Below are 23,797 nucleotides of genomic sequence, written 5' to 3'. Positions count from 1 at the left end.
CATTATAATCCCGGGCATGAATTCCCAAACCGACCTCGTCCCCGCGCCCGCAGATTCGGCAGCCCCTGCCGCCGCAGCGGAATCCGCCGCTCAGATCGGCGCGCAGCACGCGCAGTTCGTCGACTGGATGCGATCGGTCGCGCCCTACATTCACGCCTTCCAGGGCAAGACGTTCGTCGTCGGTTTCGGCGGCGAAGTCGTGCACCAGAATCTGCTCAATGCGCTCGTCGCCGACATCGCGCTCCTGCAGGCCATGGGCATCCAGATCGTGCTCGTGCACGGCTCGCGCCCCCAGGTCGAAGAGCAGATGAGCCTGCACGGCGTGGAATCCGAGTTCTCGCACGGCATGCGCATCACCAACGCCCGCGCGCTCGAATCGGCGAAGGAAGCGGCCGGCGAAGTGCGTCTGGATATCGAGGCCGCGATCAGCCAGGGTCTGCCGAACACGCCGATGGCGCACGCGCACATCAGCGTGGTGTCGGGCAACTTCGTGACGGCGCGTCCCGTGGGTATCCTGGATGGCGTGGACTTCCAGCACACGGGCGTCGTGCGCAAGATCGACGCCGATTCGATCCGCCACTCGCTCGCAAGCCGCAAGCTCGTGCTGCTCTCGCCGCTCGGCTTTTCGCCCACCGGCGAGGCGTTCAATCTGTCGATGGAAGACGTCGCTTCGGCGGCGGCCATCGCACTGCGCGCCGATAAAATTATTTTCCTTACGGAAACCTCGGGCCTGATGGGCGAGGAAGGCGAGCTGATTCGCGAAATGTCGCTCGACGACGCCTACAAGCTGCACGAAAGCGGTACCGTGCTCGGCGACGCCGCGTTCTACCTCAAGCACTCGATCCGCGCCTGCCGCGGCGGCGTGGGCCGCGCCCACATCCTGCCGTACGCGCTCGACGGCAGCATGCTGCTCGAACTCTTCCTGCACGACGGCGTCGGCACGATGATTTCCTATGAGAACCTCGAGAGCCTGCGCGAAGCCACGCCCGACGACGTCGGCGGTATTCTCACGCTGATCGAGCCGCTCGAGATGGACGGCACGCTCGTGCGGCGCGGACGCCACCAGATCGAGCGCGACATCGACCACTTCTCGGTGATCGAGCACGATGGCGTGCTGTTCGGCTGCGCGGCGCTGTACGCGTACCCGCAGGAGCGCATCGGCGAAATGGCATGCCTGACCGTGTCGCCCGAAGCGCAGGGCTCGGGCGACGGCGAACGCCTCTTGCGCCGCATCGAGCAGCGCGCGCGGGCGCGCGGCCTCACGCGCATCTTCGTGCTGACGACGCGCACCGAACACTGGTTCCTCAAGCGTGGCTTCGTGAAGGCCACGGTTGACGATCTGCCCGAAGACCGCCGCCGCCTCTATAACTGGCAGCGCAAGTCGCTCGTGCTCATGAAGCAGCTTTGATGACCGGGCCCGCGCGCCGATAGCGCAGCCATCGCGCGAGACGCCCACCCCCGCACGACTACAGCAATCCCTTGCATGGGACCGGAACCGGGGCGAAAGCACCCACTTCGGATCGACAGGAGAAGCACAGCATGGCCCGAATGATTCAATGCGCGAAGCTCGGCAAGGAAGCCGAGGGTCTCGACTTTCCGCCGCTGCCGGGCGAACTCGGCAAGCGCATTTACGAAAGCGTCTCCAAGGAAGCCTGGCAGCTCTGGCTCAAGCAGCAGACCATGCTCATCAACGAGAACCGCCTGAACATGGCCGATCCGCGCGCGCGCCAGTATCTGATGAAGCAGACCGAGAAGTTCTTCTTCGGCGAAGGCGCCGACCAGGCAGCCGGCTACGTGCCGCCGACCGAGGGCTGATTTACCCCGCTGTTTTGCTCGCTCTCTTGCTCACTGTTCCGGCTCGGCGTTCGGGCCGGAAGCGAGGCAAAAAGCCTGACAAAATCCGCGCCCCCGTGCGCGGATTTTTTTATGCGTTTATGGTATTTCCGGGCCCCCGCCACGGCCCAGCGAAATCGGCGCAATCCCCCGCCAGGCAGGGCCTGCAGCGTGTTGCAGCGCGGCAGGAAATAGCGGCAGTTTGCACGATCTTCGGTCATCGTGCTATCATGCCGCTTCGTTCAACAGGCTTTGGCCATCAATTGCGTTCAATCCAAAGCGCGACATGCGCAGCAAATTGAACGTTTTCATACAAAGAGACTGAACCGCCACGCGGCTGTCTTTTTCGTTTCAGCGGCGCTTCACAGGCACGCCCGTGCCCGTCCAGCGTCCTCATGCATCTGCCCCCCAACAAGGCCACGCAGGTGCAACGACTACGCACAATTCGACCGAGTGTCGTTTCGCGACGCATCGGCACGCCTGTCCCGTACCTCGCCCGCGCTCGATCCGTTCGAGCACGCGCCGCCGGGCCGGCCCGCCCTTTCGCGAAACCGCACTCTCCCGGCAAACCGTGGCGACCGCGCATGCGGCCCCCGCAGTCATTGGAGATGCAAACCTTGACCGCTTCCACCTCCGGATCATCGGCCCCGACCGATCTCAGCCTCGACGACATCACGATCGTCGATAAAAACCTCCTCAAGCGTGCCGTGGGCGCCATGGCGCTCGGCAACGCGATGGAATGGTTCGACTTCGGCGTGTACAGCTATATCGCCGTGACGCTCGGCCAGGTGTTCTTCCCCTCGAGCAGCCCTTCGGCGCAGCTCATCGCAACCTTCGGCACCTTCGCGGCGGCGTTTCTCGTGCGGCCGATCGGCGGCATGGTGTTCGGGCCGCTCGGCGACCGGATCGGCCGCCAGCGCGTGCTCGCGATGACGATGATCATGATGGCCTGCGGCACCTTCGCGATCGGCCTGATCCCCTCCTACGCCTCGATCGGCGTTGCCGCACCCGCGCTGCTGCTCGTCGCGCGGCTCGTGCAGGGCTTTTCGACGGGCGGCGAGTACGGCGGCGCAGCCACTTTCATTGCGGAATTCGCCACCGACAAGCGCCGCGGCTTCATGGGCAGCTTCCTCGAATTCGGCACGCTGATCGGCTACGTGCTGGGCGCGGGCACCGTGGCGCTGCTCACCGCAACGCTCTCGCATGCGGCGCTGCTCGACTGGGGCTGGCGCATCCCGTTCCTGATCGCGGGGCCGCTCGGGCTCGTGGGTCTCTATATCCGCATGAAACTCGAAGAAACGCCGGCGTTCAAGCGCGAGGCCGAAGCCCGCGAAGCGGACGAAAACGCGCGCCCGAAGATGACGCTCGGCTCGCTCGTCACGCAGCACCTGCGCCCCTTCCTGCTGTGCGTGGGCCTCGTGCTGATCTTCAACGTGACCGACTATATGGCGCTCTCGTATCTGCCGAGCTACCTCTCGGCGACGCTGCATTTCAACGAGACCTGGGGCCTCTTCCTCGTGCTCGTCGTGATGGTGCTGATGATGCCGATGACGCTCGCCGCCGGCCGGCTTTCCGATGCGATCGGCCGCAAGCCGGTGATGCTCGCGGGCTGCGTGGGTCTCCTCGCGCTCTCGATCCCGTCGCTCATGCTGATCCAGTCGGCCGAGGTGCTGCCGGTGTTCTGCGGGCTGCTGATTCTGGGCGCGCTGCTGTCGTGCTTCACGGGGGTGATGCCTTCGGCACTGCCGGCGCTGTTCCCGACCTCGATCCGCTACGGCGCGCTTGCGATCGGCTTCAACGTCTCGGTGTCGCTGTTCGGGGGCACCACGCCGCTCGTGGCCGCCTGGCTCGTGGACAGCACGCACAATCTCATGATGCCTGCCTACTATCTGATGGGCGCCGCGGTGATCGGCATTGTCGCGGTGCTCGCGCTGCACGAAACCGCGCGCCGCCCGCTGCCGGGTTCGGCACCGAGCGTGGGGACCCGGGCCGAAGCGCATGCCGTGCTGCGCGGGGAGCGCCTCGCGCGCGAATTCGACGACGAATACGCCACGGCCAACGCGGTGCGCGCATAACGGGCCTCGCGTCGCAGCACTCGAAAAGCCAGCTTCGCGCTGGCTTTTTTGCTTTCTGCGGCAGGGCGTTCCGATCCATCCTTCCAGTCGTTCAGATCAGATGGGTATGTTCGACGCTCGGAGCGCCCGGGTTTCCGATCGTCAACATCGCGGCCGTAACGGGTAGCTTGAAGCGCCGCGGCCCGGCGCTGCCGGGATTCACGTAAAGCACGCCATCGCGCGTTGTGCAAGACGGCTTGTGCGAGTGTCCGCTCACGACGACCGCTATGCCCGCCTGTGCCGGATCGCCTTGAAGATCGGGCAGTTCGTGCACCACCGCGATCTTCAGTCCACCGATCTCGAGCACCGTTTGCACCGGCAATGCGTCGGCCCACGCGCCGCGATCGTTGTTGCCGCGCACAGCGGTAAACGGGGCGATTGCGGCGAGCGTATCCAGCACATCGGGATGGCAGATGTCGCCGGCATGAACAATCGCGTCGCAGCCTTCAAGGAAGCGCTGGAGTTCGGGGCGCACCAGATTGTGCGTATCGGAAACGAGGGCGACGCGAAGCGGCGTTTGAGGTGGCATACGGGGGCTTCCGGGCAACATCGACGCAACAGCCGGCACAAGGTGGACTTATGCGCGATTATCGCCGGAAGTGTGCGGCAGCGCGCGCCGGTCATCGCCGCCGAAGTACACGGCGAGCCAGACCGTGGGCGCCGCCTCGTCGGTCCACGCCACGCGATGCCGGCAGTGCGCCGGGATCTGCACGTAATCGCCGGGCTGCAACGGCCGAAGCGCGTCGCCTTCGGCTTCGAACTGCAGCGCGGCGGCACCCGCGAGCAGCACGACCCATTCGTCGCGCGGATCGTCGTACCAGAAGCCCTCGGGGCTCGCCTGCCCCGTCGAGACAATGCGCTCGATCACCACGCCGTCCCGGCCGGCCAGTTGCTCGAAGTGCTCGGCACCTGCATCACGGTCGATGCCGGCAAAGAGGTTGCCAATGCGGTTGCCACTGCGGTTGCCGAAGCGGTTGCCGATTGCGTGCCCGTGCGCCGCACTCATTGCAGCGGTGTAAGGCCATCGAGCAGCGTGGGCACCAGTTCGCTCACCGTGGGGTGCACGTGCATCGCGAACTGCAGCGTCGTATAGGGTGCGCCGGCGGTCATCGTATCGATGAAGGTATGGATCGCCTCATCGCCCTCTATGCCGAAGATCGACGCGCCCAGAATGCGCTTTGTCTGCGCATCCACGAGCGCCTTCATGAAGCCATCCGTTTCGCCGCGCTCGCGCGCCCGGCCCACGCGCGTCATCGGCATGGTCGCGATCAGCGCGGGCCGCCCGCTTGCGCGCACCTCGCGCTCGCTCATGCCTACGCGCGCGAGCGGCGGATCGACGAACACCGCCCACGCGGGAATGCGCGTGTCGGCACTGCGGCTCGCTCCGTCCAGCAGGTTGGCCGCGACGATCTGGAAATCGTCGTAAGAGGTGTGCGTGAATGCGCCGCGCCCGTTGACGTCGCCAAGCGCCCACACGCCCTCCACGTTCGTGCGCAACTGGCCATCGACGGGAATATGGCCGTGCTTGTCGCGCGTAATGCCGGCCGCGTCGAGGCCAAGATCGTCGGTATTCGGAATGCGTCCGGTGGCGCAGAGCAGATGCGAAACATCGAGCGATTCGCCATCGAGTGCGATACGCACGCCACCGCCGGCAAGCGGTTCGACACTGCGCGGTTCGGTGCCGAAACGAAACTCGATGCCCTCGTTCGCCAGCACGTCCTGCACCGCGCGGGCCACGTCGTCGTCCTCGCGCGAGAGCAAGCGCTCGCCGCGCACCAGCACCGTGACGCGGCTGCCGAAGCGGCGGAATATCTGCGCGAATTCGAGCGCGATATAGCTGCCGCCGATAATCGCGAGATGCGGCGGCAAGCTCTGAAGTTCGAGTATCGTGGAATTCGTTTCGTACTGAATGCGATCGATACCGGCAATGGCCGGCACGAGTGCCCGCGTGCCGGTATTGATGAAGATTTCCGGTGCTTCCAGTTCGAGCGGCGCGCCGGCGCCGGCAATCTGCACGACGTGAGGCCCACTAAAACGTGCATGTCCCTGAAACACGCTCACGTTGGGCGCCGTGCGCAGCCAGCGTTCGACGCCTTCGCGCGAGGCACCGATGATGCGGTCCTTGCGTGCCTTCACGAAAGCCAGATCGACACTGACTGCCCCGCCGGCGTGCACGCCATAGTCCGCCGCATGACGCGCGACGTGGGCCGCGCGCGCACACGCCACATAAGCCTTGGTGGGGGTGCACCCGACATTGACACAGGTGCCGCCAAACGCCGCGCGCTCGATGATCGCCGTTTTGCGCCCGCTCTTGCCGAGCCGCACGGCCAGCGGCGGCCCGCTCTGCCCGCTGCCGATCACGATTGCATCGAATCGCTCTGCCATGCCGGCTCTCCTTCGTGACAGTCCTGTTGCGGCGTCACGGTGTCACTGCGTTGCGGCGCACGCGCACCGCCCGCACCTCGCGCCATCTTACGCCGCGATCGCGGCAGACCCGCGCGAGCGTGGCCGCCGCACGGCGCTTATCGGAAATCGGGAAAAAAAGAGCCGTCTCGCGCTGCGAGACGGCTCACAGGGTGACGCCACAACAGCAAACGGGCGAAGCTGCCGCGCGTCAGGGGGATCGGAATTTCGCTGCGTTTCGTATCGGCAACAGGCTGGGCAGCAGGGTCAGGTCAGTGCACGCAATCGCCGTGTGCGGCGACGAGCAGTTCGCGCGAACGCTGCAGTGCGGCCCGCGCGCCCCGTGTGGCGACCATGAGCCCGACCTGGCCCAGATTGAAGTCGAGCGAAACCATCATCTGCATGAGGTCCACCATCGGCAAAACCAGTGCAGGTTGATATAGCTGTCGTTCGATAAAGGATTTCATGATGGCTCCCGCGCTTGGCCATTGCTTCCAGCGGGGATGCCATGGCATTTCAATGAATGCCATTCTAGGAATGAATCGTGCGCCGATAAATGCCTCAAAAGTGAAGTCACTTGTCGCCACAGATGAACAATCGACGCAAAGGCGCCCGGACAAGGGGCTATCGGCGCGATAGCGGCGCCCGGACGCCGCCGCCGGCATCCCGGGCGTGCGCCCCGGACGGCCTATTCGAGCGGCGTGGCGACGAATTCGGGCAACTGCTCGGCACGCGCGGAGAGGGCCGCCAATGCCGGATAGCGGGCCGCCTCGGCCGCGCCCGGGAGAATGTGTTGCGTAAAACGCCATGCCACGGCCGCCGTGATGTCCGCCTGCGTGATCCGGCCCGCACAGAGCCACCCTTGCCGGCCCGCCACGAGTGCGTCCAGGATCGTGTACGCCGCGTGCATCTGCGCGCTCACGCGCTCGAACCACGGCTCGTGCTGGCGCTCGGCTGGCCGCAACTGGCGCTCGTACACCTGCTGGACGGTCTTTTCCATCGCCGCGAGCGCAAAGCCGTTCACGCGCAGCGCGAAAACGCGCTCCTGGTTTTCTTCGGGCATGAGACGCCGCTCTGCCGGCACCTTGCGGTCGAGGTAATCCAGAATCAGTGTCGAATCGACAAGCAAGGTGCCGTCGTCGTCGACCAGCGTGGGCGCCTTCACGACCGGATTGATCTGGGCAAACACCTCGTAGCCGCTGAAGACGGACACGCTGCGATGCTCGAACGGCAGTCCGAGCACGTGCAACGAAATGGCAACGCGGCGCACGTAGGGGGAGTCCATCATGCCGATCAACTGCATGGCTTTGCCTCATCGAAAAAGGGAACGGGCGTCGATAGTGCGGGATCGCGAGATGCTTTACAAGTCCGCATGGCATTACCGCACTCCCGGCTACGCGGCCCTGGCTACTGTCATAGTCTGGACTCCGAGACATCTCGCGCCGGGCATCGCATTTCGGCAGCCCTCCGAACCCCGTCCGTCAGTCTTGCCAAGGGCAGCAAAAAGCCGCGAAAAACTGTCCCAAAAAGGCGCGATGAGCAACCGTGTCGATCTGTCGCGCTTTTTCGGCTCCCGCTTTTATGGCCTCGAAGCTACATTGGTTTGTTGACGTCCCACGTGACGCGACGCGGCATTGCTGCGACGCAATGCCCTGCCTCGCGAAAAGCCCGTGCGACGCAGGCCCGCACCGGTAAAGGCGCAACGTAACGGAGGTCGCATGCTCAGGGCACCGAATCATTACGCAGTACGCATTTAACGAGGGTTTTTCATGCCGCATGTGCTGCACTGCATCGCCGGGAAACTCCTGGATTCGTGTCGCGCGTGTGTGAGCTAGTCTGATTGCACCAGGAGACGAAATCATGAGACAAGCATTCAATGTCGGCGTCGTCATCATCCTTGCACTCCTCGTCGCGAACCGGGTCGCCACCCGCTTCGAGGCGCATGGTGGCCACTCGCTCACCTGTGCCCAAGGTTCCTTACTCGTGAAGGCCGAGGCGCTGGCGCGCGGCTTCACCGAGATGGGTGCGCGCAGCCAGGGCGAGAACTTCTTCTCGTCCTGCCTCGTCTCCGGCCAGGGGCAGGTCGGCGACGCCACCGCGCACGACTGAGGCTCCAGCCGCCCGACTCCCGCAGCGCGCGTCTTCGCGCGCCGGGGCAGGCGTGTTTTCGACGGCGTTTCTGAGCGCTGTGGGCGCTTCCTGCCACGGCGCCTGCCTCTGCCTGTCCGCCACGCCGACAGGCCAGCCGCTCGGGACGCACCGGCCCCATAGCCGGTGATATGCTCGCGCTCTCGACCACCGGCCGGAGCGACCCATGACCGAACACGATCCCAACGGCAATGTCCACCGGGCAGCTGCCGTTGGCTACTCGCCCACCGCCGCCGACCATTACGTGCGCGGCCGCCCCGATTACCCGCCCGAAGTCGCGCACTGGTTGCGCGAAACGCTGGGCCTGCGCGCAGGCCAGACCGTGGTCGATCTGGGCGCGGGCACCGGCAAATTCACGCGCCGGCTGGTCGAAACCGGCGCCAGCGTCATCGCCATCGAACCCGTCGCGGCCATGCGCGCGAAGCTCGCCGCGGCGCTCCCGCAGGTGGACGTGCGCGACGGCGCCGCCCAGGCGATGCCGCTCGCCGACGCGTCCGTCGATGCGGTGGTCTGCGCCCAGGCCTTCCACTGGTTCGCAAACGCCTCCGCGCTGGCCGAAATTCATCGCGTATTGAAGCCGGGCGGCCGCTTCGGCCTGATCTGGAACCTGCGCGACGCCCGCGTGGACTGGGTGGCGCGCCTCGACGCCATCGTCAACCGGGCGGAGGGCGACACGCCCCGCTACTACACCGGCCAGTGGCGTGCGGCGTTCCCGTTCCCGGGATTCGGACCGTTACAAGAAGCGCATTTCTCCGTCGGACACACCGGCTCGCCTGAAGACGTCATCGTCGCCCGGGTGAAATCGACGAGTTTCATCGCAGCGCTGCCGGCAGACCAGCAGGCGCAGATCGAGGCGGACGTGCGCGCGCTGATCGACGCCGAGCCGACCTTGCGCGGACAGACGACGGTCACCGTGCCGTACGAAACGGCGGCCTTCGTCGCCATCAAGCAGGCAGAGGCGGCCTCCTGAGCGAGCGGTCCGGGGCGACCCCGCCTCGGGCCACCCCTTACCAGGAGTAGGCGAGCCGCCTTTCTTTCGGGTTGCCAATGGCGCCGAAGCGCAGCGACAATGCTCCGGTATCCGGGGAAATTCATGAGAAAACGCATCCTGTGGGCGGGAGTCAGCATGCTGGCGGCATGCACGTCGGTGACCGACGTGAATTCAAGACAGGATGGGCACCTGATGGTCACGAGCCGCGCGCGCTGGGACATCGTGTCCTGGAACCGCGTGCGCAACGCCGGCATCAAGGAAGCGCAAGCCTATTGCCACAAGCACAGGAAGGAAATGCACGCCGTCGAGGTGCACAGCGAGGGGCTGCGCGGCGTGACGGCCCAGACAGTAGAGGTAATATTCGACTGCGTCTGAGGCAGATGCCGAAAGCAGCTCGGCAGATAACGCTGCAAGGCCCACGGCACGGGCATCTGGCCGGACTGGGGGCTGTCGCGGCGCGCTCGAAGCTTGCTATTGCGCAACAGTTTGTTGTCGTTCTCCCCAGTATCCAATCGGCATGATCGGTTTAAACTGACGAAACATTTGGTTACGTTTTCACCGATACGAATCATGCTGATCGCATTCTTCATCGCCTGCCCGTTCGGCATCCTGGCGTTGTTCGGCTTCGCCAGAATGATCGATCCGCGCACGGGGCATATCGGCAGCCGTTGAGCGGCCCTCGCCCTCTGCTCCGCTGACGCAGACCTCACGCGCTCGCCAATGGCAAGTTCGAGAGTCGCGCCGTTATCGCACGTCGCCTTTGCGTATCACGAACGTTTCCGTGCGCGAGCCATACCACTTCGTGACTTCCGCGCCCGCCATCAGTCTGGACGATCTCAGGACAGGACGCACCGCCACGTACAGTCGATCTGGATCAGGGCCGTACATATACAAATAACCGTCATTGCCATCAAGGTGAAATTCCGTCTCACCGAGTTCGCCAACGCCCGCAAGCTTTATCGCGCTTTCCAGCCGATGTTCCAGAACGTGAATTCGCGACAGGTCCTTGGGGTAATAGTCGAAATGGACCATCATTACCGGTCCCGGTGGCCTTTGTGACTGCTCCGAAGCCGCTGCGCTGCCCCCAAGCAAAGCGATGCACAGAAAGGGGGTGAATGCTCTTCTTCTCAACATGGGCACGATATCGTCGGCGAAATGAAGATCCATTGTCGACGATGCAGGCAGTCCCGTCGAGCGTCCCAAACCAGCGGCGAACCCAGCCTTGTCATCAACGACTGGTTCGCCCCGAAACTGCCGCCCTTTGGCGCTGCGCAACGCTATCTCCCAGGCCTGGATCAATGGCTCGCCGACCGAACCACTGAAATACATCGCTCTTGAATCCGGATAGACGCCGGGCGCCAGCAACTTCTCCTTTCCGGCAAAACGATACCTGGTCCGATACCTGGTCGGCCCTGACCGGCGGAGAACGTTAAGGGTTATTGGACGTCTGCCCTCATTCACATGGCCGTGAGTTTGCCGCGGCGCGTGAGGGCAGACGTCCAATAACCCTTAACGAAAGCAGCCGATACAAAGCCCGGTCTTGCCATCAAACGCACAGACATCAAGGCAAGGCGATTTGACTGCCATCGGTCAGGCGGCGGCGGAAGCCGGATTCACTTCGACCGTCACATGTGACAGTCCGTTGAAACGCTTGAGTGCCGCACGATAGAAGCCCGGCTTGCGCTGCGCTTCGCTAGTAGCCACCGACACGATTGCGCTCATGTGCCCCGGACCGACGCGCCAGACGTGGAGGTCGAGCACGGTGTCGCCGTTGTCTTCGATGACGTGGCGGACGTTCTCGGCCATGCGCTTGTCCGGATTCATGTCGAGCAGGATGCCGCCCGTATCTCGCATCAAGCCCCACGACCAGTTTGCAATCACCAAGGCACCGATTACGCCCGCAAGCGGGTCCATCCAGACCCAGCCAAACGTACGCGCCAACAGCAGGCCGAGGATCGCCAGCACGGAGACTGCCGCGTCGGCAATGACGTGAATGTAGGCCGAGCGAATGTTGTGGTCACGGTTCGCGGCCGCATGTGCGTCGTCGTGATCGTGCTCGTGTTCCTCGAATTCAATTTGGTGTTCACCGTCGGGCAGGAGGACAACGGCCCTGAATGCGTGCGGCTCAGGAATGTCGTCCTTCGACTCCAGATAGCCGCCGCGATCGGCAAACGCGAAGGTCTGGTGCGTGCCGTCGGGGCGGATCGTCGTAAGCGAAACCTCATTGGCGATCAGTTTCGAGGAAGCCGTTTCGGGCGTCATGCGGAAAACGGCCGGTACGCCGTCTTCGAAGACCGATAGAGCAAATACGCCCGCGCTGCCGAAGATGCGATGCACCTCTTCCTCGTGCCCGTCTTCATGGCCGTGACCGTGACGATGACCGTGGTTGTATCCATGACTGTGGCCGTGGTGGTTGCCGCTCAGCAGCCAGACGCTCGCAAGATTGACTAGCAGACCGAGTATCGCGATGGGAATCGCCTGGCCGAAGCGAATGGGTACGGGCGAGAGAAAGCGCGAGACGGCTTCGTATCCGATCAGCAGTGCGATCATGGCGAGCACGATGGCGCTGGTGAAGCCTGCGAGATCGCCCAGCTTGCCGGTACCGAACACGAAGCGGTTGTCGCTCGCGTGCTTGCGTGCATAGGTATACGCAAGCGCGGCGATCAGCATCGCGCCCGCGTGCGTTGACATGTGGAGGCCATCGGCAACGAGCGCCAGTGAGCCAAAAAGGCTGCCGCCGACAATCTCGGCCACCATCATGGCGCTGCACAGCGCGATCACCATCCAGGTTCTGCGCTCGTTGTCCGCATGGGCAGCGCCGAGGAAGATATGGTCATGGCCCGCCCCGAAGGCGGCGTCCTCGAACATGGTCATGCTTCTCTCACTTGAAGTAGCTGTGAACTACTTCGATTAATTGCTCGGTCCCGCTGCCATGCTCGTCAGCCGGTTCTGCGTCGACAAGATGGGTGCGAATGTGGTCCTCAAGCACGACGGCGAGCAGGCCGTTCATGGCACCGCGGCAACTCGTCACCTGTTGCAGCACGTCCATGCAACCGCGCTCTTCCTCTAGCGCCCTTTCAATCGCTTCGACCTGCCCTTTAATCCGGCGAATGCGGTTAAGCAGCTTCTGCTTTTCGCGAATCGTATGGCTCATGCGCGCTCTCCTTTTTGCGGGCGCAGTGTAGCATCAATAGGATGGGGGGGTATACTAAAATACCTGATGGGATTGGGCAGCATGTTCTTATAAACGCCGCATTTTTCGGGGAGTAGCCGCTTCGGACGCGATGTTCAAGGGCGCACGCCAACATACTTGTCTGCCTCATGGCGACACGGCGTGTGCAGCGCCAGCCTGGCAGGACCGATGACGTGCATCCCTACCTGCCCGGATCGCAGGGGGGCGTGTCATCGCGTGTTGACTGCGTGGCCCGGTAACCAGAAACCCCATGGAATCCTGCCTCGTATCGACCAGCGTGGTCGCCCTTGTCGAAATTGGCGACAAGACCCAACTGCTTTCACACGCCCAAGAAACAAAAAACCCGCCAAGTCTTTGATCTTGGCGGGTTTTTGGACTTCTCTGGAACTACCTGGAATACTTCGTGGTGCCGGGGACCGGACTCGAACCGGCAAGCCGTGAGGCGGCGGATTTTCGTCACACCACGTCTTTCGACGCCGCGCGCATCGCTCGGGGCAACGCGCGCGTTCGTGCGCTGGACTATGCCTTCGCCGTAGCGGCACCGCGCATCACGCCGCGTGCCGCGCCAGGCGCCCCCCGTCTAGTCTCTACACCTTCCGCGCCGCCGCGCGAGGCGCAGCAGCAGGCTTGGCTCGGCATTGCCTCGGTGCCGCGCTTGCGCCGCCCAGGGGTTTCACCGAATTTGAGGGGTTCTGCACCGGCCGTTTCCGACCGGGCACTCAATCTTTCTTTAAGTCCGCTATGTTTACCAATTTCATCACCCCGGCAAGGGCGGTCCGGATTCTACCATTGCCCCGCCCCCTCCCCAAGCGCGCTTCGTCATCCCACCGTCACACGCGCTTTCCATAATCGGCCCATCGAAAACGTTTACAACGCTCGGGCCGCCACGCATGACGCCAACCATCAAGGATGTCGCCGCACACGCCGGTTTCTCGATCGCCACCGTTTCGCGAGCGATCAACGCACCGCACACCGTCAATCCGGTCACGCTCGCCAAGGTGCGCGAGGCCATCGACGCGCTCAAGTTCCGCCCGAGCCCCCTCGGCCGCCAGTTGCGCGGCGAGCGCACGCGCCTGATCGGCGTCGTGCTGCCGACGCTCGCCAACCCCGTTTTCGCCGAATGCCTGCAGGGCATCGACGATCTCGCTGCGGCGCAAGGTTTCCGGCTCATGCTGATGACCACGCAATACGACGCCGACCGCGAGCGCCACGCCATCGAAACGTTGCGCACGCAACGCGTTGAAGGTCTGATCCTCACGGTAGCGGACGCGGATACCCATCCGCTCCTCGACGAACTCGACGCCGACGGTCCGCTCTACGTGCTGATGCACAACGACACGAAGCGCCGTCCCTCGGTTTCCGTGGATAACCGCCAGGCTGCCTACGACGGCGTGCGCATGCTGATCGCGCACGGCCACCGCCGCATCCTGATGCTGGCCGGCACGCTCTCCGCGTCCGACCGGGCTCGGCAGCGTCACGCGGGCTACGCGCAGGCCATGCAACAGGCGGGGCTCACGCCGGCGCCCGCGCTCGAAATCGACTTCAACGCAAACGAACTCGCGCCCTCGGTGCTCGCGCACCTCACCACCGGTGCGCGACGTCCCACCGCCCTCTTCTGCAGCAACGACCTGCTCGCGATGGTGGTGATGCGCGGCCTGCGCCGCGCGCGCATGCGCGTGCCGCAGGACATGTCGATCCTCGGCTTCGACGGTCTCGCCATGGGCGAGCTGCTCGCACCGCCGCTCGTGAGCATCGGCACGCCGAACGGCGAGATCGGACGTTCGGCATGGCAACGGCTGATGGCACGCATCGGCGGCGAGTACGCGGGCGCCTCGCTCGGACTCGCACTGCCGCACACGCTGCGCGAGGGCGGCACGATCGCCGCCATTGCGAGCGCACCGCTCGCGGATACGCTGCCGTCCACGCCTAAGCCGCACGAAGACGGCGAATTCGATCGCTCATAAATCACTTCTCGCCGGCCCCTCGCGCTCATAACACGAGGGGCACGCATTACGACCTTTCACCCGTCCTGGAGACCTGCCGTGACTCGCCGATTCGCCCTCGCCGGTCCGCTATCGCGCCGCATTTTTAAATCGTTGCCGCTGTTCGCACGCCTCGCCGACCCCGTGACGCGCGCCGCGCGTGCGCTGCCGTTCGTGGCCACCGTGTCCCTCGCGCTCGCCGCGGGCCTGGTCGCGCCGTCCGCGGCCCAGGCCGACGAAACCGCCATCTGCTACAACTGCCCGCCCGAGTGGGCCGACTGGGCGAGCCAGATCCAGGCGATCCAGCAGAAGACCGGCATCCGCGTGCCGTTCGACAACAAGAACTCCGGCCAGGCCATCGCGCAACTGATGGCCGAGCAGAAGAGCCCGGTCGCCGACGTGGTCTACCTGGGCATTTCCTCGGCCTTCCAGGCGAAGGATAAAGGCGTGATCGCGCCGTACAAGCCCGCCCACTGGAACGACATTCCCGCGAACCTCAAGGACCCGCAAGGCTACTGGTTCGCGATCCACTCGGGCACGCTCGGCTTCTTCGTGAACAAGGACGCGCTCGACGGCAAGCCGGTGCCGCGTTCGTGGGCCGACCTGCTCAAGCCCGAATACAAAGGCATGATCGGCTATCTCGATCCGTCCAGCGCCTTTGTCGGCTATGCGGGCGCCGTGGCCGTGAACCTCGCGCTGGGCGGCACGCTCGACAACTTCCAGCCGGCCCTCGAGTGGTTCAGCAAGCTCAAGGCGAACGAGCCCATCGTGCCGAAGCAGACGGCCTACGCCCGCGTGCTCTCGGGCGAGATTCCGATCCTGCTCGACTACGACTTCGATGCCTATCGCGCGAAATACAAGGACCACGCCAACGTGGAATTCGTGATTCCCAAGGAAGGCACGATTTCGGTGCCCTACGTGATGAGCCTCGTGAAAAACGCGCCGCACGCCGAAAACGGCAAGAAGGTGCTGGATTTCGTGCTCTCCGACGAAGGCCAAAAGCTGTGGGCGAACGCCTACCTGCGTCCCGTGCGGGCGAACGCGCTCTCGCCGGAAGCAGCCGCGAAGTTCCTGCCCGCGAGCGACTATGCGCGCGCCAAGCCGGTGGACTTCGCAAAGATGGCCGCGCAGCAGCAGGCGTTCGGCGAACGCTACCTGCAGATCATGCACTGATCGTGCACTGAGCGCACCGCCCTCGAATCCGTCGAACCCGTCCCGAACGCCGACCGTCATGCACGATCTCACGTTTCCGCTGCGCTGGCGCGTGGCGCTCGTCGCGCCCGCCCTCGCGATCTTCCTCGCCTTCTGGCTGCTGCCGATGGTCGCGCTCGTGCAGGTGAGCGCGGACGGCCACCTCGTCGAGACTTATCGAGCACTCCTCACGAATGGCCGCTACATGAAGAGCCTCGCCGCCACGATCGCGCTTTCGGCGGCGGTCACGGCGGCCACGCTCGCGATCTCCACGGTTTGCGGCCTGCTGCTCGCACGGCGCCAGTTCCCCGGCCGCCGCGCGCTGCTCGCCTTGCTCACGTTTCCGCTCGCGTTTCCGGGTGTCGTCGTGGGCTTCATGGTGATCATGCTCGCGGGGCGGCAGGGGCTGATCGGCGCGCTCGCGCTGCGCCTCACCGGCGAGCGCTGGGTGTTCGCCTACTCGATGGCCGGGCTCTTTGCGGGCTATCTGTACTTTTCCATTCCGCGCGTGATCGTCACCGTCATGGCCTGCGCGACGCAACTCGACGCCTCGCTCGAAGAAGCCGCGCGTTCGCTCGGCGCATCGGCGTGGCGCATCTTCTGCGACGTGATCCTGCCCGCGCTCGCGCCGGGTCTCATCGCCGCGGGCGCCGTGTGCTTCGCCACGGCCATGGGCGCGTTCGGCACGGCCTTCACGCTCGCAACCGATATCGACGTCCTGCCGATGACCATCTACACCGAGTTCACGCTCAACGCGAACATGGTGACGGCAGCCGGCCTGTCGATCGTGCTCGGGCTCGTGACCTGGGGCGCACTCACGCTCGCGCGCAGCCTGACCGGCGCTTCGGTCGCCGCCACGGCCTGAACCCCGAGCCTTGAAACACGGCGCTCAAGACAACGCGACAACACGCATGAATTCCCTCGCCACCCCCGCAGCCCCGGAGCTGCCGGACGAGCCGCCTGCCACGCGGCGCCGGCGTCTGTCCCTGCCGTCCACCCGCACCTGGCTTGCCTGCGCGCAGTGGTTCGTCACCCTTGCGACCTGCGCGTTCCTGATCGTGCCGGTGGTCATGTCGATCCTCGCCGGGCTGACCGTCAACTACTTTCGCGGCGTCGCGAGCGGCCTCACGCTGCGCTGGCTCGACCAGGTGTGGACGGAGTATCACGCCTCCGTATTCCTTTCGCTCGAAGTCGCCGCCGCCACGCTCGCGATGACGCTGCTCGCGGGCGTGCCCGCCGGCTACGCGCTCGCGCGCAGCCGCACGCGCGCTTCGCGTCTCATCGAGGAGCTGCTCGTCATGCCCGTGGCGCTGCCCGGGCTCGCTTCGGCGCTCGCGTTGCTGGTGGTCTATGGCGGCTTCACCGCGTTTCGCATGAGCGCCTGGTTCATCGTGGTCGGCCATGTGGTCTTTACGCTGCCGTTCATGGTGCGGCCCGTGGCGGCGGTCTGCGCGTCGGCGGACCTGCGCACGCTCGAAGAGGGCGCCGCGAGCCTCGGCGCCAGCTTCCTGCAGCGCTTCTTCACCATCGTGCTGCCCAACGCGCGGCCCGGCATCGTGGCGGGCGCGCTCGCGGTGCTCACGCTCTCCATCGGCGAGTTCAATCTCACCTGGATGCTGCACACGCCGGACACGAAGACGCTGCCCGTCGGCCTCGCCGACACCTATGCCTCGATGCGCATCGAGGTGGGCAGCGCCTACACCATTCTGTTCTTCATCATGGCGATGCCGCTCCTCATCGCCATGCAGTGGCTGGGCGTGGACCCGGCCGGCGGACGCGAGGGCCGTAGTGATCGCAACGGCCGCGCCGGCAGCAAGCGTCGCCATCATAAGGATTCCCAATGAAACTCGACTCCATTCCCATCGCGCTCTCGCGCTGCGCGAAGACCTTTCGCGGCACGCGCGTGCTGGAGCCGCTCGACCTCTCGATCGGCGCGGGCGAAACGCTCGTGCTGCTCGGCCCTTCGGGGTGCGGCAAGACCACCACGCTGCGCCTGATCGCAGGACTCGAAACGCCCGATGCCGCCGGCCGCGTGCTGTTCGGCAACGACGACGTCACCGCGCTGCCCATCGAGCGCCGCAAGGTGGGCATGGTGTTCCAGAACTACGCGCTCTTTCCGAATCTCACGGTGCGCGGCAACATCGGCTATGGGCTGAAGATCCAGAAGGTGCCCGCCGATGCCGCGCGCGAGCGCGTGGCCGAACTGCTCGCGATGATGCGGCTCGAAGCGCACGCCGACAAACCCATCGACCAGCTTTCGGGCGGCCAGCGCCAGCGCGTGGCACTCGCGCGCGCGCTCGCGCCGCGGCCGCGCGTGCTGCTGCTCGACGAGCCGCTCACCGCGCTCGACGCCCGCCTGCGCGACGCCCTGCGCGGCGAGATGAACACGCTCCTGCGCGAGCTGGGCGTGACGACGGTCTACGTGACGCACGACCAGGCCGAAGCGATGGAGCTGGGCGACCGTGTCGTGGTGATGAGCGCGGGCCGCATCGAACAGATCGGCACGCCGCGCGAAATCTACTACCGGCCGGCGAGCCGCGCGGTCGCGCAGTTCGTGGGCACGCTGAACCGTCTCGCGGGACAATGGCGCGAGGGCATGCTGTGCACGACGGGCGGCACTGTTCCGGTCACTGCGGCCACCGCCGCCACCGCCGCCGGCGCGACCGAGCTCTTTTTCCGCCCCGAGGACGCAGCGCTCACCGACCCCGCCGCTTCGCACCTGCGCGGCGTGATCGAGCAGGCGACGTTCCTCGGCGAACGCACGCGCCTGACTATCGGCGGCGCGGCGCCCGATGCGCTGATCGTCGATGTCGCGGGCCGCGTGGAGCTCGCGCGCGGCACGGCCGTCGGGCTCTCGATCGCGCCCGAGGCGCTGATCGCGCTCGCGTAAGCGATGCTTCCCCACAATAAACGTACACACTGAGAGGCCACCCATGCTGCTCGCCCAGATCAGCGACCTGCACATCAAGCAACCCGGCGCACTCGCCTACCGCCGCGTCGATACGGCCGCGAGTCTCGCGCGCACCATCGCGCGCCTGAATGCGCTCGACCCGCGCCCGGACGCCGTGATCGTCACCGGCGACCTCGTGGACCGCGGCTCGGCCGAAGAGTACCGGCACCTCAAGACGCTGCTCGCCACGCTCGACATTCCCTGCTGGCTCCTGATCGGCAACCACGACGGCCGCGAAGGGCTGCGCGAAGTGTTCCCCGAACGCGCCGAGCTGAGCGCGGGCGGTGCTTTCGTGCACTACGCCGTCGATATCGGGCCGCTGCGTCTGATCGCGCTCGACTCCATGCAGCCGGGCCAAAGCGCCGGCACGCTTTGCGCCGCGCGGCTCGCGTGGCTCGAAACGCAACTGGACGCCGCGCGCGCGCAGCCCGTCATCGTCGCGCTCCATCACCCGCCATTCGACAGCGGCGTCGGCCACATGGATGCCATCCGGCTCGACCCGCAGGCCGCCGAGGCGCTCGAAGCGCTCATCGCCCGTCACCCCAACGTCGAACGCGTGATGTGCGGCCACGTGCACCGCTCCATGTTCGTGCGCTTCGGCGGCACGATCGCTTCGGCCGTGCCGGCCCCCGCGCACCAGGTGACCCTCGATCTCGCGCCCGGAGCGCCCTCGACCTTCACGCTCGAGCCGCCCGCCTTCGCCCTGCACCGCTACGATCCGCGCAGCGGGCTCGTGACGCATCACGCGTATGTCGATGAATCGGAGGGGCCCTATCCGTTTCACGAACCCTCGGGGGATCTGATCGCCTGAGGACAAAACGAGGCAAAGTCGGGCAACGCCGCCCGCCACACGCGCGGCGACGAGCGATGAACGACAAGCGATGGACGGCAAGCGATGCGCGAGCGTCAGCAGGATCGGACCTGCTCCGGTATCATCGGCACGCTCGAATGCTGCCTTTGCGCCCCTCCGGGGCCGCCCGCTCCCACCCATGTCCACACCCGATTCCGCAACCGCTGGCGAAAGCCCGTCGCTGTCCGGCCTGCTGCTTCTGCTCGCGACCATCGCGGGCGTTGCGGTCGCGAACATCTACTACAACCAGCCGCTCCTCGCCGACTTTCGCCAGTCGTTTCCATCGGGGGCCGCCTGGATCGGCGCCGTGCCGGCCGCCACCCAGCTCGGCTACGCCGCCGGCATGCTGCTGCTCGCCCCGCTCGGCGACCGCTTCGACCGCCGGCGGTTGATCCTGCTGCAAACGGCGGGCGTCTGCATCGCCCTCTTCTTCGCCGCGACGGCGCCTACGCTCGGCGTGCTGATCGGCGCGAGCCTCGCCATCGGCGTGCTCGCCACCATCGCGCAGCAGGCCGTACCGTTCGCCGCCGAACTCGCGCCGCCCGAATCGCGCGGCCGTGCGGTGGGCATCGTGATGAGCGGCCTGTTGATCGGCATCCTGCTCGCCCGCACGGCAGCCGGTTTCGTCGGCCAGTACTTCGGCTGGCGCGCGGTGTTCGGCGCGTCCATCGTCACGCTGCTCGGCCTCGCCCTCGTGATCGTGCTCAAGCTGCCGCGCAGCCAGCCCACCTCGAAGCTCAGCTATGGCCGGCTGCTCGTCTCCATGTGGCATCTCACGGTGGAGCTGCGCGGTCTGCGCGAGGCGGCCGCAACCGGCGCCTGCATCTTCGGGGCGTTCAGCCTCTTCTGGCCCGTGCTCACGCTGCTGCTTGCAGGCGAGCCGTTCCACCTCGGGCCGCAGGTGGCGGGGCTCTTCGGCATCGTCGGCGCGGCAGGCGCCATGGCCGCGCCCTGGGCCGGACGCTCCGCGGACAAGCGCGGCCCGCGTGCCGTCATCACGCTGTCGATCGGGCTCGTTGCGCTCGCTTTCGTGATCTTCGCGTTCTCGGGCAAGAGCCTCGTCGGGCTCGTGATCGGCGTGATCGTGCTCGATGTCGGCGTGCAGGCCGCGCAGATCTCGAACCAGTCGCGCATCTACGCCCTACGCCCGGAGGCGCGCAGCCGCGTCAACACGGTTTACATGGTGGCTTACTTCATCGGCGGTGCGGCGGGCTCCGCCGTCGGCGCGGCGACGTGGCATGCCTTCGGCTGGGTCGGCGTATGCGTGGCGGGCCTCGCGTTTTCGGCGCTGGCCGGCTGGATTCACGCGAGCACGCGCGAGCGCGCCGGGCGCGGCGCGCAGGCTTCCTGAAGCACCGGGAAGCACCCCGCGCGCCCTAGCCCCGCAGCACGCCCAGCAGCAGCGTGACCACGAAGACCACGAGAAAGAGATAGAAAAGGATCTTCGCGATTTCGGCGGCGCCGGCCGCGATGCCGGTGAAGCCGAACACGGCGGCAATGAGCGCGATCACGAGGAATACGATGGCGTAGTGAAGCATGGCGTAACCCTCCCGGGTCGGTGGTGTCGGGCGGTGGTCGCGCGCGGGAAGCCGTTGAATGCTCCGCGATGTTGGCCGCGCCGACCGATGGGGGTGCACTACGGGGATGCACTACGCAAGCGCCGGACCCGTTGCCACGCGCAAGCGGGGACGCACCCCGCCTCAATCCGGCAAAAATACCCGGGCACGCCACGTGCTGGAGAAGGGATCCCTTACTCCTTAAAAGATGGAGCCGCTCATGAAACGCCTGATTGCCTTGTTGCTCATTGCCGCTTCGGCCGGAACCCTCGCCGCCTGCAATACCGTGGCGGGCGCGGGCGAGGATATGTCCGCGGGCGGCCACGCCATCACGAATAGCGCCGAACAGGCGAAGTAGCGCGGCGCCGGCGCGCCCGCCGCCCGGGGCCGGCAGAGCGCACGGGGCGAGTTGGCCCCTTGCGTGTCAGGCCCCGCGGCGGCGGTCGTCGAAGACGAACGAGAGGCCCACGCTGCCGAGTATCAGGACGGTGGCGACAATCGTGCCGGTCGTCACCGGCTCGCCCAGCAGCAGCGCACCCAGCGCGACCGCCACCACGGGATTCACGTACATGCAACTGCTCGCCACGAGCGGGCTGGTATGGCGGATCAGGTAGCCGTAGGCGACATAAGCCGCCATGGTGCCGACCAGCATGAGATAGAGAAACGCGACAGCGGGCAGGAAATGCAGCGCCATCATGCGCTCGCCGGTGATCCAGGCGATCAGCGTGGACACCGCCCCGCCCAGCCCGATCTGCAGCGCCGTAGCCAGAAAGAGATCCGAAGGCAGCTTGAGCCGCCCGGCCAGATGCGCGCCGATGGCCCAGAAAAGCGCGCCGCTGAGAATCGCGAGGCAGCCGCCCGCCGTGCCCGACGCGCCGCCGCCATGGCTCAGAATCCCGATCCCGGCCAGGCCGAGCGCCACGGCCAGCCACTCCGCCTTCGCGATGCGCCGCCCGGTGGCTGCGGCAATCACGGTGGCGAAAAGCGGCACCGTGGCGACCATCACCGCGGCGGTGCCGGTGCCCACGGTTCGCATCCCGTAAGCGAGCATGCCGCTGGAAAGCCCGACGAGCGTCGTGCCGACGATGCCCGCATTGCGCACCTCCAGCAGCGTGGGCATGGCGGGGCGGCGGCGCATCGCGAACACGAAGAGGCCGATGCCCGCCAGCAGGTTGCGCAGCCCCGAAAGCAGCAGCGGCGGAAACGAGCCGAGCGCGACGTGCACGCCGAGGTAGGTCGAGCCCCACACGAAATAGACCGTGCCCAGCGAAAGCGCAACGCGCCCGCCCCGCGATTGCGGCAGCCGGATCGAGCGGCAGAGTTGCCAGAGGGCGTTGAGCGCACGCAGCACAGCGAATGCGACGACCTGCGCGCGGGAAGACAAACGAGGAGGCGTGGTCATGGCGTCGCGGACAAAAACGACGGCGCACATCCCCCGGAGCCTCGCAGACGCGCTGCGAGACGGATAAAACTCGACGGCATGATGGATTGGCGAAGAAGCGGTAAGGCACAGCCCGGCCTGCGGGAAGGCGGTCAAGGCTGCAGTTGCTGTCCGTGCGACCCGGCGCGAATAACGCCGGCTGCGGCGGCAACCGGTACGGCGAGGCCAGTCGGATAAACGTAAGCTGGCCGCCCCGAATTATGCAGCAAGCCCGCCCGCGTGCGTCGTTCAGGGCGCGCTTTATGCGCGGCCATTACGGCGTGTGAGGAAACACCAAACCGCGCCCAGGCTGGGCATCTCGCATCGCGCAAAAATGCAGGGCCATCGCCCGTGCAGTCCACATGCTAATATTGTAAATCTTTCTTTCTGCTTTCATTTTTACCTGTCGCCATGCATGCCCTGCCCTCGCGTCTTGCCCGTCCGCTGCCGCCGCGCCCCTGCCGCGGCCTGCGCGAACGCGTGCGCGCGCGAACCCCGGCCGGTGCACGCGCTGCGCGCAAAACCCTGCCGCGTCGCGCCACGACCCCGCCCCTCGCCGCCCGGCGTCCGGCCTGAACCGCTCTCCCCTCATCCGGAGCCGTTCGGTCGGGCTCCGGGCCGATCCCGCACGCCCGCCCATCAACGTATTTCAGGATCGCAAGGAGAACCGCCGTGACCCGCAAAATCCGCTACCTCACCGAGCTCGACGTCGCCCGACTCGAAAAAAGCGCGGCCGAACCCGGCGCCGCGCCGGCGCGCCAGATCATGCTCGACGAACTGCTCGAACGCGCCGAGATCGTCCCGCCGCAGGACGTCGCCGCGAACGTCGTGACCATGAACTCGCAGGTCACGCTCAAGAACGAAGAGACGGGCGAATCCTTCACGTGGACGGTCGTATATCCGCATAGCGCCGACTTCGCCGCCGGGCGGCTGAATGTGTTCTCGCCCGCGGGCCTCGCGCTGCTTGGCGTGAAGCGCGGCGACACCGTGCGCTTCACGCCGCCGAGCGGCACCCGGCAGACGCTGAAGATCGACCGCATCCTGTTTCAGCCCGAAGCGTCAGACGATTTCACGCTGTAAGCGCGTACGCGTGCCGGTGGCACTGCCCCGCGCCATACCGCAAATTGCAGCCGCAGGCACTTGCCAGATCGTCGCAGCACGGTGTA

28 protein-coding genes are annotated in these 23,797 nt (G+C 66.0%); 16 read left to right on the top strand and 12 right to left on the bottom strand.

The features are described from left to right. Positions 1 to 16 precede the first annotated feature (16 nt). Positions 17 to 1,408 carry an amino-acid N-acetyltransferase gene (gene argA / locus BFE01S_RS03270; protein WP_028224371.1) on the top strand — a complete coding sequence of 464 codons (1,392 nt, stop codon included), beginning with the start codon at positions 17 to 19 and terminating at the stop codon, positions 1,406 to 1,408. 131 nt (positions 1,409 to 1,539) lie between these two features. Continuing rightward, a complete protein-coding gene (locus BFE01S_RS03265) occupies positions 1,540 to 1,815 on the top strand; it encodes an oxidative damage protection protein (protein ID WP_028224370.1) in 276 nt (91 codons plus the stop codon). Here the strand turns inward: BFE01S_RS03265 and BFE01S_RS43895 are convergent. Continuing rightward, positions 1,791 to 2,054, bottom strand: coding sequence for a hypothetical protein (locus BFE01S_RS43895; protein WP_156966891.1), 264 nt, complete (start codon positions 2,052 to 2,054; stop codon positions 1,791 to 1,793). The genes BFE01S_RS03265 and BFE01S_RS43895 overlap by 25 nt on opposite strands. A gap of 387 nt (positions 2,055 to 2,441) precedes the next feature. Here BFE01S_RS43895 and proP point away from each other — a divergent pair, with 387 nt between their 5' ends. Then, positions 2,442 to 3,908 carry a glycine betaine/L-proline transporter ProP gene (gene proP, locus BFE01S_RS03255; RefSeq protein ID WP_156966890.1) on the top strand — a complete coding sequence of 489 codons (1,467 nt, stop codon included), beginning with the start codon at positions 2,442 to 2,444 and terminating at the stop codon, positions 3,906 to 3,908. 91 nt (positions 3,909 to 3,999) lie between these two features. Here the strand turns inward: proP and BFE01S_RS37185 are convergent, their stop codons facing one another. The 5 genes from BFE01S_RS37185 to BFE01S_RS03230 form a co-directional block, all read right to left on the bottom strand. Next, positions 4,000 to 4,476 (bottom strand): metallophosphoesterase family protein, encoded by a 477-nt coding sequence (locus tag BFE01S_RS37185; protein ID WP_156966889.1) that lies wholly within the window; start codon positions 4,474 to 4,476, stop codon positions 4,000 to 4,002. Between the two features lie 48 nt (positions 4,477 to 4,524). Beyond that, on the bottom strand, positions 4,525 to 4,953 hold the full coding sequence (locus tag BFE01S_RS37180) for a cupin domain-containing protein (RefSeq protein ID WP_042337142.1): 429 nt from the start codon (positions 4,951 to 4,953) through the stop codon (positions 4,525 to 4,527). Beyond that, on the bottom strand, positions 4,950 to 6,332 hold the full coding sequence (locus BFE01S_RS03240) for an FAD-containing oxidoreductase (protein WP_028224368.1): 1,383 nt from the start codon (positions 6,330 to 6,332) through the stop codon (positions 4,950 to 4,952). Before BFE01S_RS03240 ends, BFE01S_RS37180 begins: the two co-directional genes overlap by 4 nt. A 290-nt stretch (positions 6,333 to 6,622) precedes the next feature. After that, complete coding sequence (locus BFE01S_RS03235) at positions 6,623 to 6,817, bottom strand: hypothetical protein (protein WP_028224367.1); 195 nt, start codon at positions 6,815 to 6,817, stop codon at positions 6,623 to 6,625. Between the two features lie 221 nt (positions 6,818 to 7,038). Continuing rightward, positions 7,039 to 7,653, bottom strand: coding sequence for a glutathione S-transferase family protein (locus BFE01S_RS03230; protein ID WP_028224366.1), 615 nt, complete (start codon positions 7,651 to 7,653; stop codon positions 7,039 to 7,041). Between BFE01S_RS03230 and BFE01S_RS43890 the strand changes: the two genes are divergently transcribed. The 4 genes from BFE01S_RS43890 (at position 7,637) to BFE01S_RS03215 (ending at position 9,864) form a co-directional block, all read left to right on the top strand. Continuing rightward, positions 7,637 to 7,960, top strand: a complete 324-nt coding sequence (locus tag BFE01S_RS43890; protein ID WP_156966888.1) for a hypothetical protein — start codon at positions 7,637 to 7,639, stop codon at positions 7,958 to 7,960. The two genes, BFE01S_RS03230 and BFE01S_RS43890, sit on opposite strands and share 17 nt — an antisense overlap. A gap of 250 nt (positions 7,961 to 8,210) precedes the next feature. Next, entirely contained in the window at positions 8,211 to 8,459 is a 249-nt protein-coding gene (locus BFE01S_RS03225) for a hypothetical protein (RefSeq protein WP_028224365.1), read from the top strand. Positions 8,460 to 8,664: 205 nt separating this feature from the next. Further along, on the top strand, positions 8,665 to 9,468 hold the full coding sequence (locus BFE01S_RS03220) for a class I SAM-dependent methyltransferase (protein ID WP_028224364.1): 804 nt from the start codon (positions 8,665 to 8,667) through the stop codon (positions 9,466 to 9,468). A gap of 123 nt (positions 9,469 to 9,591) precedes the next feature. Next, positions 9,592 to 9,864, top strand: a complete 273-nt coding sequence (locus tag BFE01S_RS03215) for a hypothetical protein (protein WP_028224363.1) — start codon at positions 9,592 to 9,594, stop codon at positions 9,862 to 9,864. Positions 9,865 to 10,233: 369 nt separating this feature from the next. Here BFE01S_RS03215 and BFE01S_RS45540 read toward each other — a convergent pair whose 3' ends face one another. From BFE01S_RS45540 to BFE01S_RS03195, 4 genes are all read right to left on the bottom strand, one after another. Continuing rightward, positions 10,234 to 10,854 carry a hypothetical protein gene (locus tag BFE01S_RS45540; protein ID WP_245621017.1) on the bottom strand — a complete coding sequence of 207 codons (621 nt, stop codon included), beginning with the start codon at positions 10,852 to 10,854 and terminating at the stop codon, positions 10,234 to 10,236. 144 nt (positions 10,855 to 10,998) lie between these two features. Next, complete coding sequence (locus BFE01S_RS42485; RefSeq protein ID WP_084169512.1) at positions 10,999 to 11,076, bottom strand: DUF1289 domain-containing protein; 78 nt, start codon at positions 11,074 to 11,076, stop codon at positions 10,999 to 11,001. Positions 11,077 to 11,079: 3 nt separating this feature from the next. After that, positions 11,080 to 12,363, bottom strand: coding sequence for a CDF family Co(II)/Ni(II) efflux transporter DmeF (dmeF, locus tag BFE01S_RS03200; RefSeq protein ID WP_028224361.1), 1,284 nt, complete (start codon positions 12,361 to 12,363; stop codon positions 11,080 to 11,082). Between the two features lie 7 nt (positions 12,364 to 12,370). Continuing rightward, on the bottom strand, positions 12,371 to 12,643 hold the full coding sequence (locus BFE01S_RS03195; RefSeq protein WP_028224360.1) for a metal/formaldehyde-sensitive transcriptional repressor: 273 nt from the start codon (positions 12,641 to 12,643) through the stop codon (positions 12,371 to 12,373). 929 nt (positions 12,644 to 13,572) lie between these two features. On the opposite strand from BFE01S_RS03195, the gene BFE01S_RS37170 reads away from it, so the two are divergent. The 7 genes from BFE01S_RS37170 (at position 13,573) to BFE01S_RS03160 (ending at position 21,006) form a co-directional block, all read left to right on the top strand. Next, positions 13,573 to 14,646: a substrate-binding domain-containing protein gene (locus BFE01S_RS37170; protein ID WP_042337140.1), complete on the top strand. Its 1,074-nt coding sequence runs from the start codon at positions 13,573 to 13,575 to the stop codon at positions 14,644 to 14,646. Between the two features lie 162 nt (positions 14,647 to 14,808). Continuing rightward, on the top strand, positions 14,809 to 15,837 hold the full coding sequence (locus BFE01S_RS03185) for an ABC transporter substrate-binding protein (protein ID WP_042337167.1): 1,029 nt from the start codon (positions 14,809 to 14,811) through the stop codon (positions 15,835 to 15,837). Positions 15,838 to 15,895: 58 nt separating this feature from the next. After that, entirely contained in the window at positions 15,896 to 16,720 is an 825-nt protein-coding gene (locus BFE01S_RS03180) for an ABC transporter permease (RefSeq protein WP_028224358.1), read from the top strand. A 46-nt stretch (positions 16,721 to 16,766) separates the two neighbouring features. After that, on the top strand, positions 16,767 to 17,699 hold the full coding sequence (locus tag BFE01S_RS37165; protein ID WP_042337138.1) for an ABC transporter permease: 933 nt from the start codon (positions 16,767 to 16,769) through the stop codon (positions 17,697 to 17,699). Further along, positions 17,696 to 18,745, top strand: a complete 1,050-nt coding sequence (locus BFE01S_RS03170; protein WP_028224357.1) for an ABC transporter ATP-binding protein — start codon at positions 17,696 to 17,698, stop codon at positions 18,743 to 18,745. Before BFE01S_RS37165 ends, BFE01S_RS03170 begins: the two co-directional genes overlap by 4 nt. A 43-nt stretch (positions 18,746 to 18,788) precedes the next feature. Continuing rightward, entirely contained in the window at positions 18,789 to 19,616 is an 828-nt protein-coding gene (locus BFE01S_RS03165) for a phosphodiesterase (RefSeq protein WP_028224356.1), read from the top strand. 178 nt (positions 19,617 to 19,794) lie between these two features. After that, the gene (locus BFE01S_RS03160) at positions 19,795 to 21,006 is read left to right on the top strand and encodes an MFS transporter (protein ID WP_028224355.1); all 1,212 of its coding nucleotides are present in this window, start codon (positions 19,795 to 19,797) and stop codon (positions 21,004 to 21,006) included. Between the two features lie 25 nt (positions 21,007 to 21,031). Here the strand turns inward: BFE01S_RS03160 and BFE01S_RS42480 are convergent, their stop codons facing one another. Beyond that, positions 21,032 to 21,193, bottom strand: coding sequence for a DUF1328 family protein (locus BFE01S_RS42480; RefSeq protein WP_028224354.1), 162 nt, complete (start codon positions 21,191 to 21,193; stop codon positions 21,032 to 21,034). Between the two features lie 238 nt (positions 21,194 to 21,431). Here BFE01S_RS42480 and BFE01S_RS03150 point away from each other — a divergent pair, with 238 nt between their 5' ends. After that, entirely contained in the window at positions 21,432 to 21,569 is a 138-nt protein-coding gene (locus BFE01S_RS03150; RefSeq protein WP_028224353.1) for an entericidin A/B family lipoprotein, read from the top strand. A 66-nt stretch (positions 21,570 to 21,635) separates the two neighbouring features. On the opposite strand, the gene BFE01S_RS37160 is transcribed toward BFE01S_RS03150, so the two are convergent. Beyond that, positions 21,636 to 22,613 carry an EamA family transporter gene (locus BFE01S_RS37160; protein ID WP_084169508.1) on the bottom strand — a complete coding sequence of 326 codons (978 nt, stop codon included), beginning with the start codon at positions 22,611 to 22,613 and terminating at the stop codon, positions 21,636 to 21,638. A gap of 690 nt (positions 22,614 to 23,303) precedes the next feature. Here BFE01S_RS37160 and BFE01S_RS03140 point away from each other — a divergent pair. Beyond that, a complete protein-coding gene (locus BFE01S_RS03140) occupies positions 23,304 to 23,711 on the top strand; it encodes a GreA/GreB family elongation factor (RefSeq protein ID WP_028224352.1) in 408 nt (135 codons plus the stop codon). The last annotated feature ends 86 nt before the right edge of the window (positions 23,712 to 23,797 follow it).

This window comes from Paraburkholderia ferrariae NBRC 106233, assembly GCF_000685035.1.
GTDB lineage: Bacteria > Pseudomonadota > Gammaproteobacteria > Burkholderiales > Burkholderiaceae > Paraburkholderia > Paraburkholderia ferrariae.
This window is presented reverse-complemented; position numbering and strand designations above follow the sequence as displayed.

What these genes read in the sequence shown, in the direction of transcription:
- argA (WP_028224371.1), top strand. Translation starts at nt 17, where the DNA reads ATGAATTCCCAAACCGACCTCGTCCCCGCGCCCGCAGATTCGGCAGCC.
- BFE01S_RS03265 (WP_028224370.1), top strand. Translation starts at nt 1,540, where the DNA reads ATGGCCCGAATGATTCAATGCGCGAAGCTCGGCAAGGAAGCCGAGGGT.
- BFE01S_RS43895 (WP_156966891.1), bottom strand. Translation starts at nt 2,054, where the DNA reads ATGACCGAAGATCGTGCAAACTGCCGCTATTTCCTGCCGCGCTGCAAC.
- proP (WP_156966890.1), top strand. Translation starts at nt 2,442, where the DNA reads ATGCAAACCTTGACCGCTTCCACCTCCGGATCATCGGCCCCGACCGAT.
- BFE01S_RS37185 (WP_156966889.1), bottom strand. Translation starts at nt 4,476, where the DNA reads ATGCCACCTCAAACGCCGCTTCGCGTCGCCCTCGTTTCCGATACGCAC.
- BFE01S_RS37180 (WP_042337142.1), bottom strand. Translation starts at nt 4,953, where the DNA reads ATGAGTGCGGCGCACGGGCACGCAATCGGCAACCGCTTCGGCAACCGC.
- BFE01S_RS03240 (WP_028224368.1), bottom strand. Translation starts at nt 6,332, where the DNA reads ATGGCAGAGCGATTCGATGCAATCGTGATCGGCAGCGGGCAGAGCGGG.
- BFE01S_RS03235 (WP_028224367.1), bottom strand. Translation starts at nt 6,817, where the DNA reads ATGAAATCCTTTATCGAACGACAGCTATATCAACCTGCACTGGTTTTG.
- BFE01S_RS43890 (WP_156966888.1), top strand. Translation starts at nt 7,637, where the DNA reads ATGCCGATCAACTGCATGGCTTTGCCTCATCGAAAAAGGGAACGGGCG.
- BFE01S_RS03230 (WP_028224366.1), bottom strand. Translation starts at nt 7,653, where the DNA reads ATGCAGTTGATCGGCATGATGGACTCCCCCTACGTGCGCCGCGTTGCC.
- BFE01S_RS03225 (WP_028224365.1), top strand. Translation starts at nt 8,211, where the DNA reads ATGAGACAAGCATTCAATGTCGGCGTCGTCATCATCCTTGCACTCCTC.
- BFE01S_RS03220 (WP_028224364.1), top strand. Translation starts at nt 8,665, where the DNA reads ATGACCGAACACGATCCCAACGGCAATGTCCACCGGGCAGCTGCCGTT.
- BFE01S_RS03215 (WP_028224363.1), top strand. Translation starts at nt 9,592, where the DNA reads ATGAGAAAACGCATCCTGTGGGCGGGAGTCAGCATGCTGGCGGCATGC.
- BFE01S_RS42485 (WP_084169512.1), bottom strand. Translation starts at nt 11,076, where the DNA reads ATGGCAGTCAAATCGCCTTGCCTTGATGTCTGTGCGTTTGATGGCAAG.
- dmeF (WP_028224361.1), bottom strand. Translation starts at nt 12,363, where the DNA reads ATGACCATGTTCGAGGACGCCGCCTTCGGGGCGGGCCATGACCATATC.
- BFE01S_RS03195 (WP_028224360.1), bottom strand. Translation starts at nt 12,643, where the DNA reads ATGAGCCATACGATTCGCGAAAAGCAGAAGCTGCTTAACCGCATTCGC.
- BFE01S_RS37170 (WP_042337140.1), top strand. Translation starts at nt 13,573, where the DNA reads ATGACGCCAACCATCAAGGATGTCGCCGCACACGCCGGTTTCTCGATC.
- BFE01S_RS03180 (WP_028224358.1), top strand. Translation starts at nt 15,896, where the DNA reads ATGCACGATCTCACGTTTCCGCTGCGCTGGCGCGTGGCGCTCGTCGCG.
- BFE01S_RS37165 (WP_042337138.1), top strand. Translation starts at nt 16,767, where the DNA reads ATGAATTCCCTCGCCACCCCCGCAGCCCCGGAGCTGCCGGACGAGCCG.
- BFE01S_RS03170 (WP_028224357.1), top strand. Translation starts at nt 17,696, where the DNA reads ATGAAACTCGACTCCATTCCCATCGCGCTCTCGCGCTGCGCGAAGACC.
- BFE01S_RS03165 (WP_028224356.1), top strand. Translation starts at nt 18,789, where the DNA reads ATGCTGCTCGCCCAGATCAGCGACCTGCACATCAAGCAACCCGGCGCA.
- BFE01S_RS03160 (WP_028224355.1), top strand. Translation starts at nt 19,795, where the DNA reads ATGTCCACACCCGATTCCGCAACCGCTGGCGAAAGCCCGTCGCTGTCC.
- BFE01S_RS42480 (WP_028224354.1), bottom strand. Translation starts at nt 21,193, where the DNA reads ATGCTTCACTACGCCATCGTATTCCTCGTGATCGCGCTCATTGCCGCC.
- BFE01S_RS03150 (WP_028224353.1), top strand. Translation starts at nt 21,432, where the DNA reads ATGAAACGCCTGATTGCCTTGTTGCTCATTGCCGCTTCGGCCGGAACC.
- BFE01S_RS37160 (WP_084169508.1), bottom strand. Translation starts at nt 22,613, where the DNA reads ATGACCACGCCTCCTCGTTTGTCTTCCCGCGCGCAGGTCGTCGCATTC.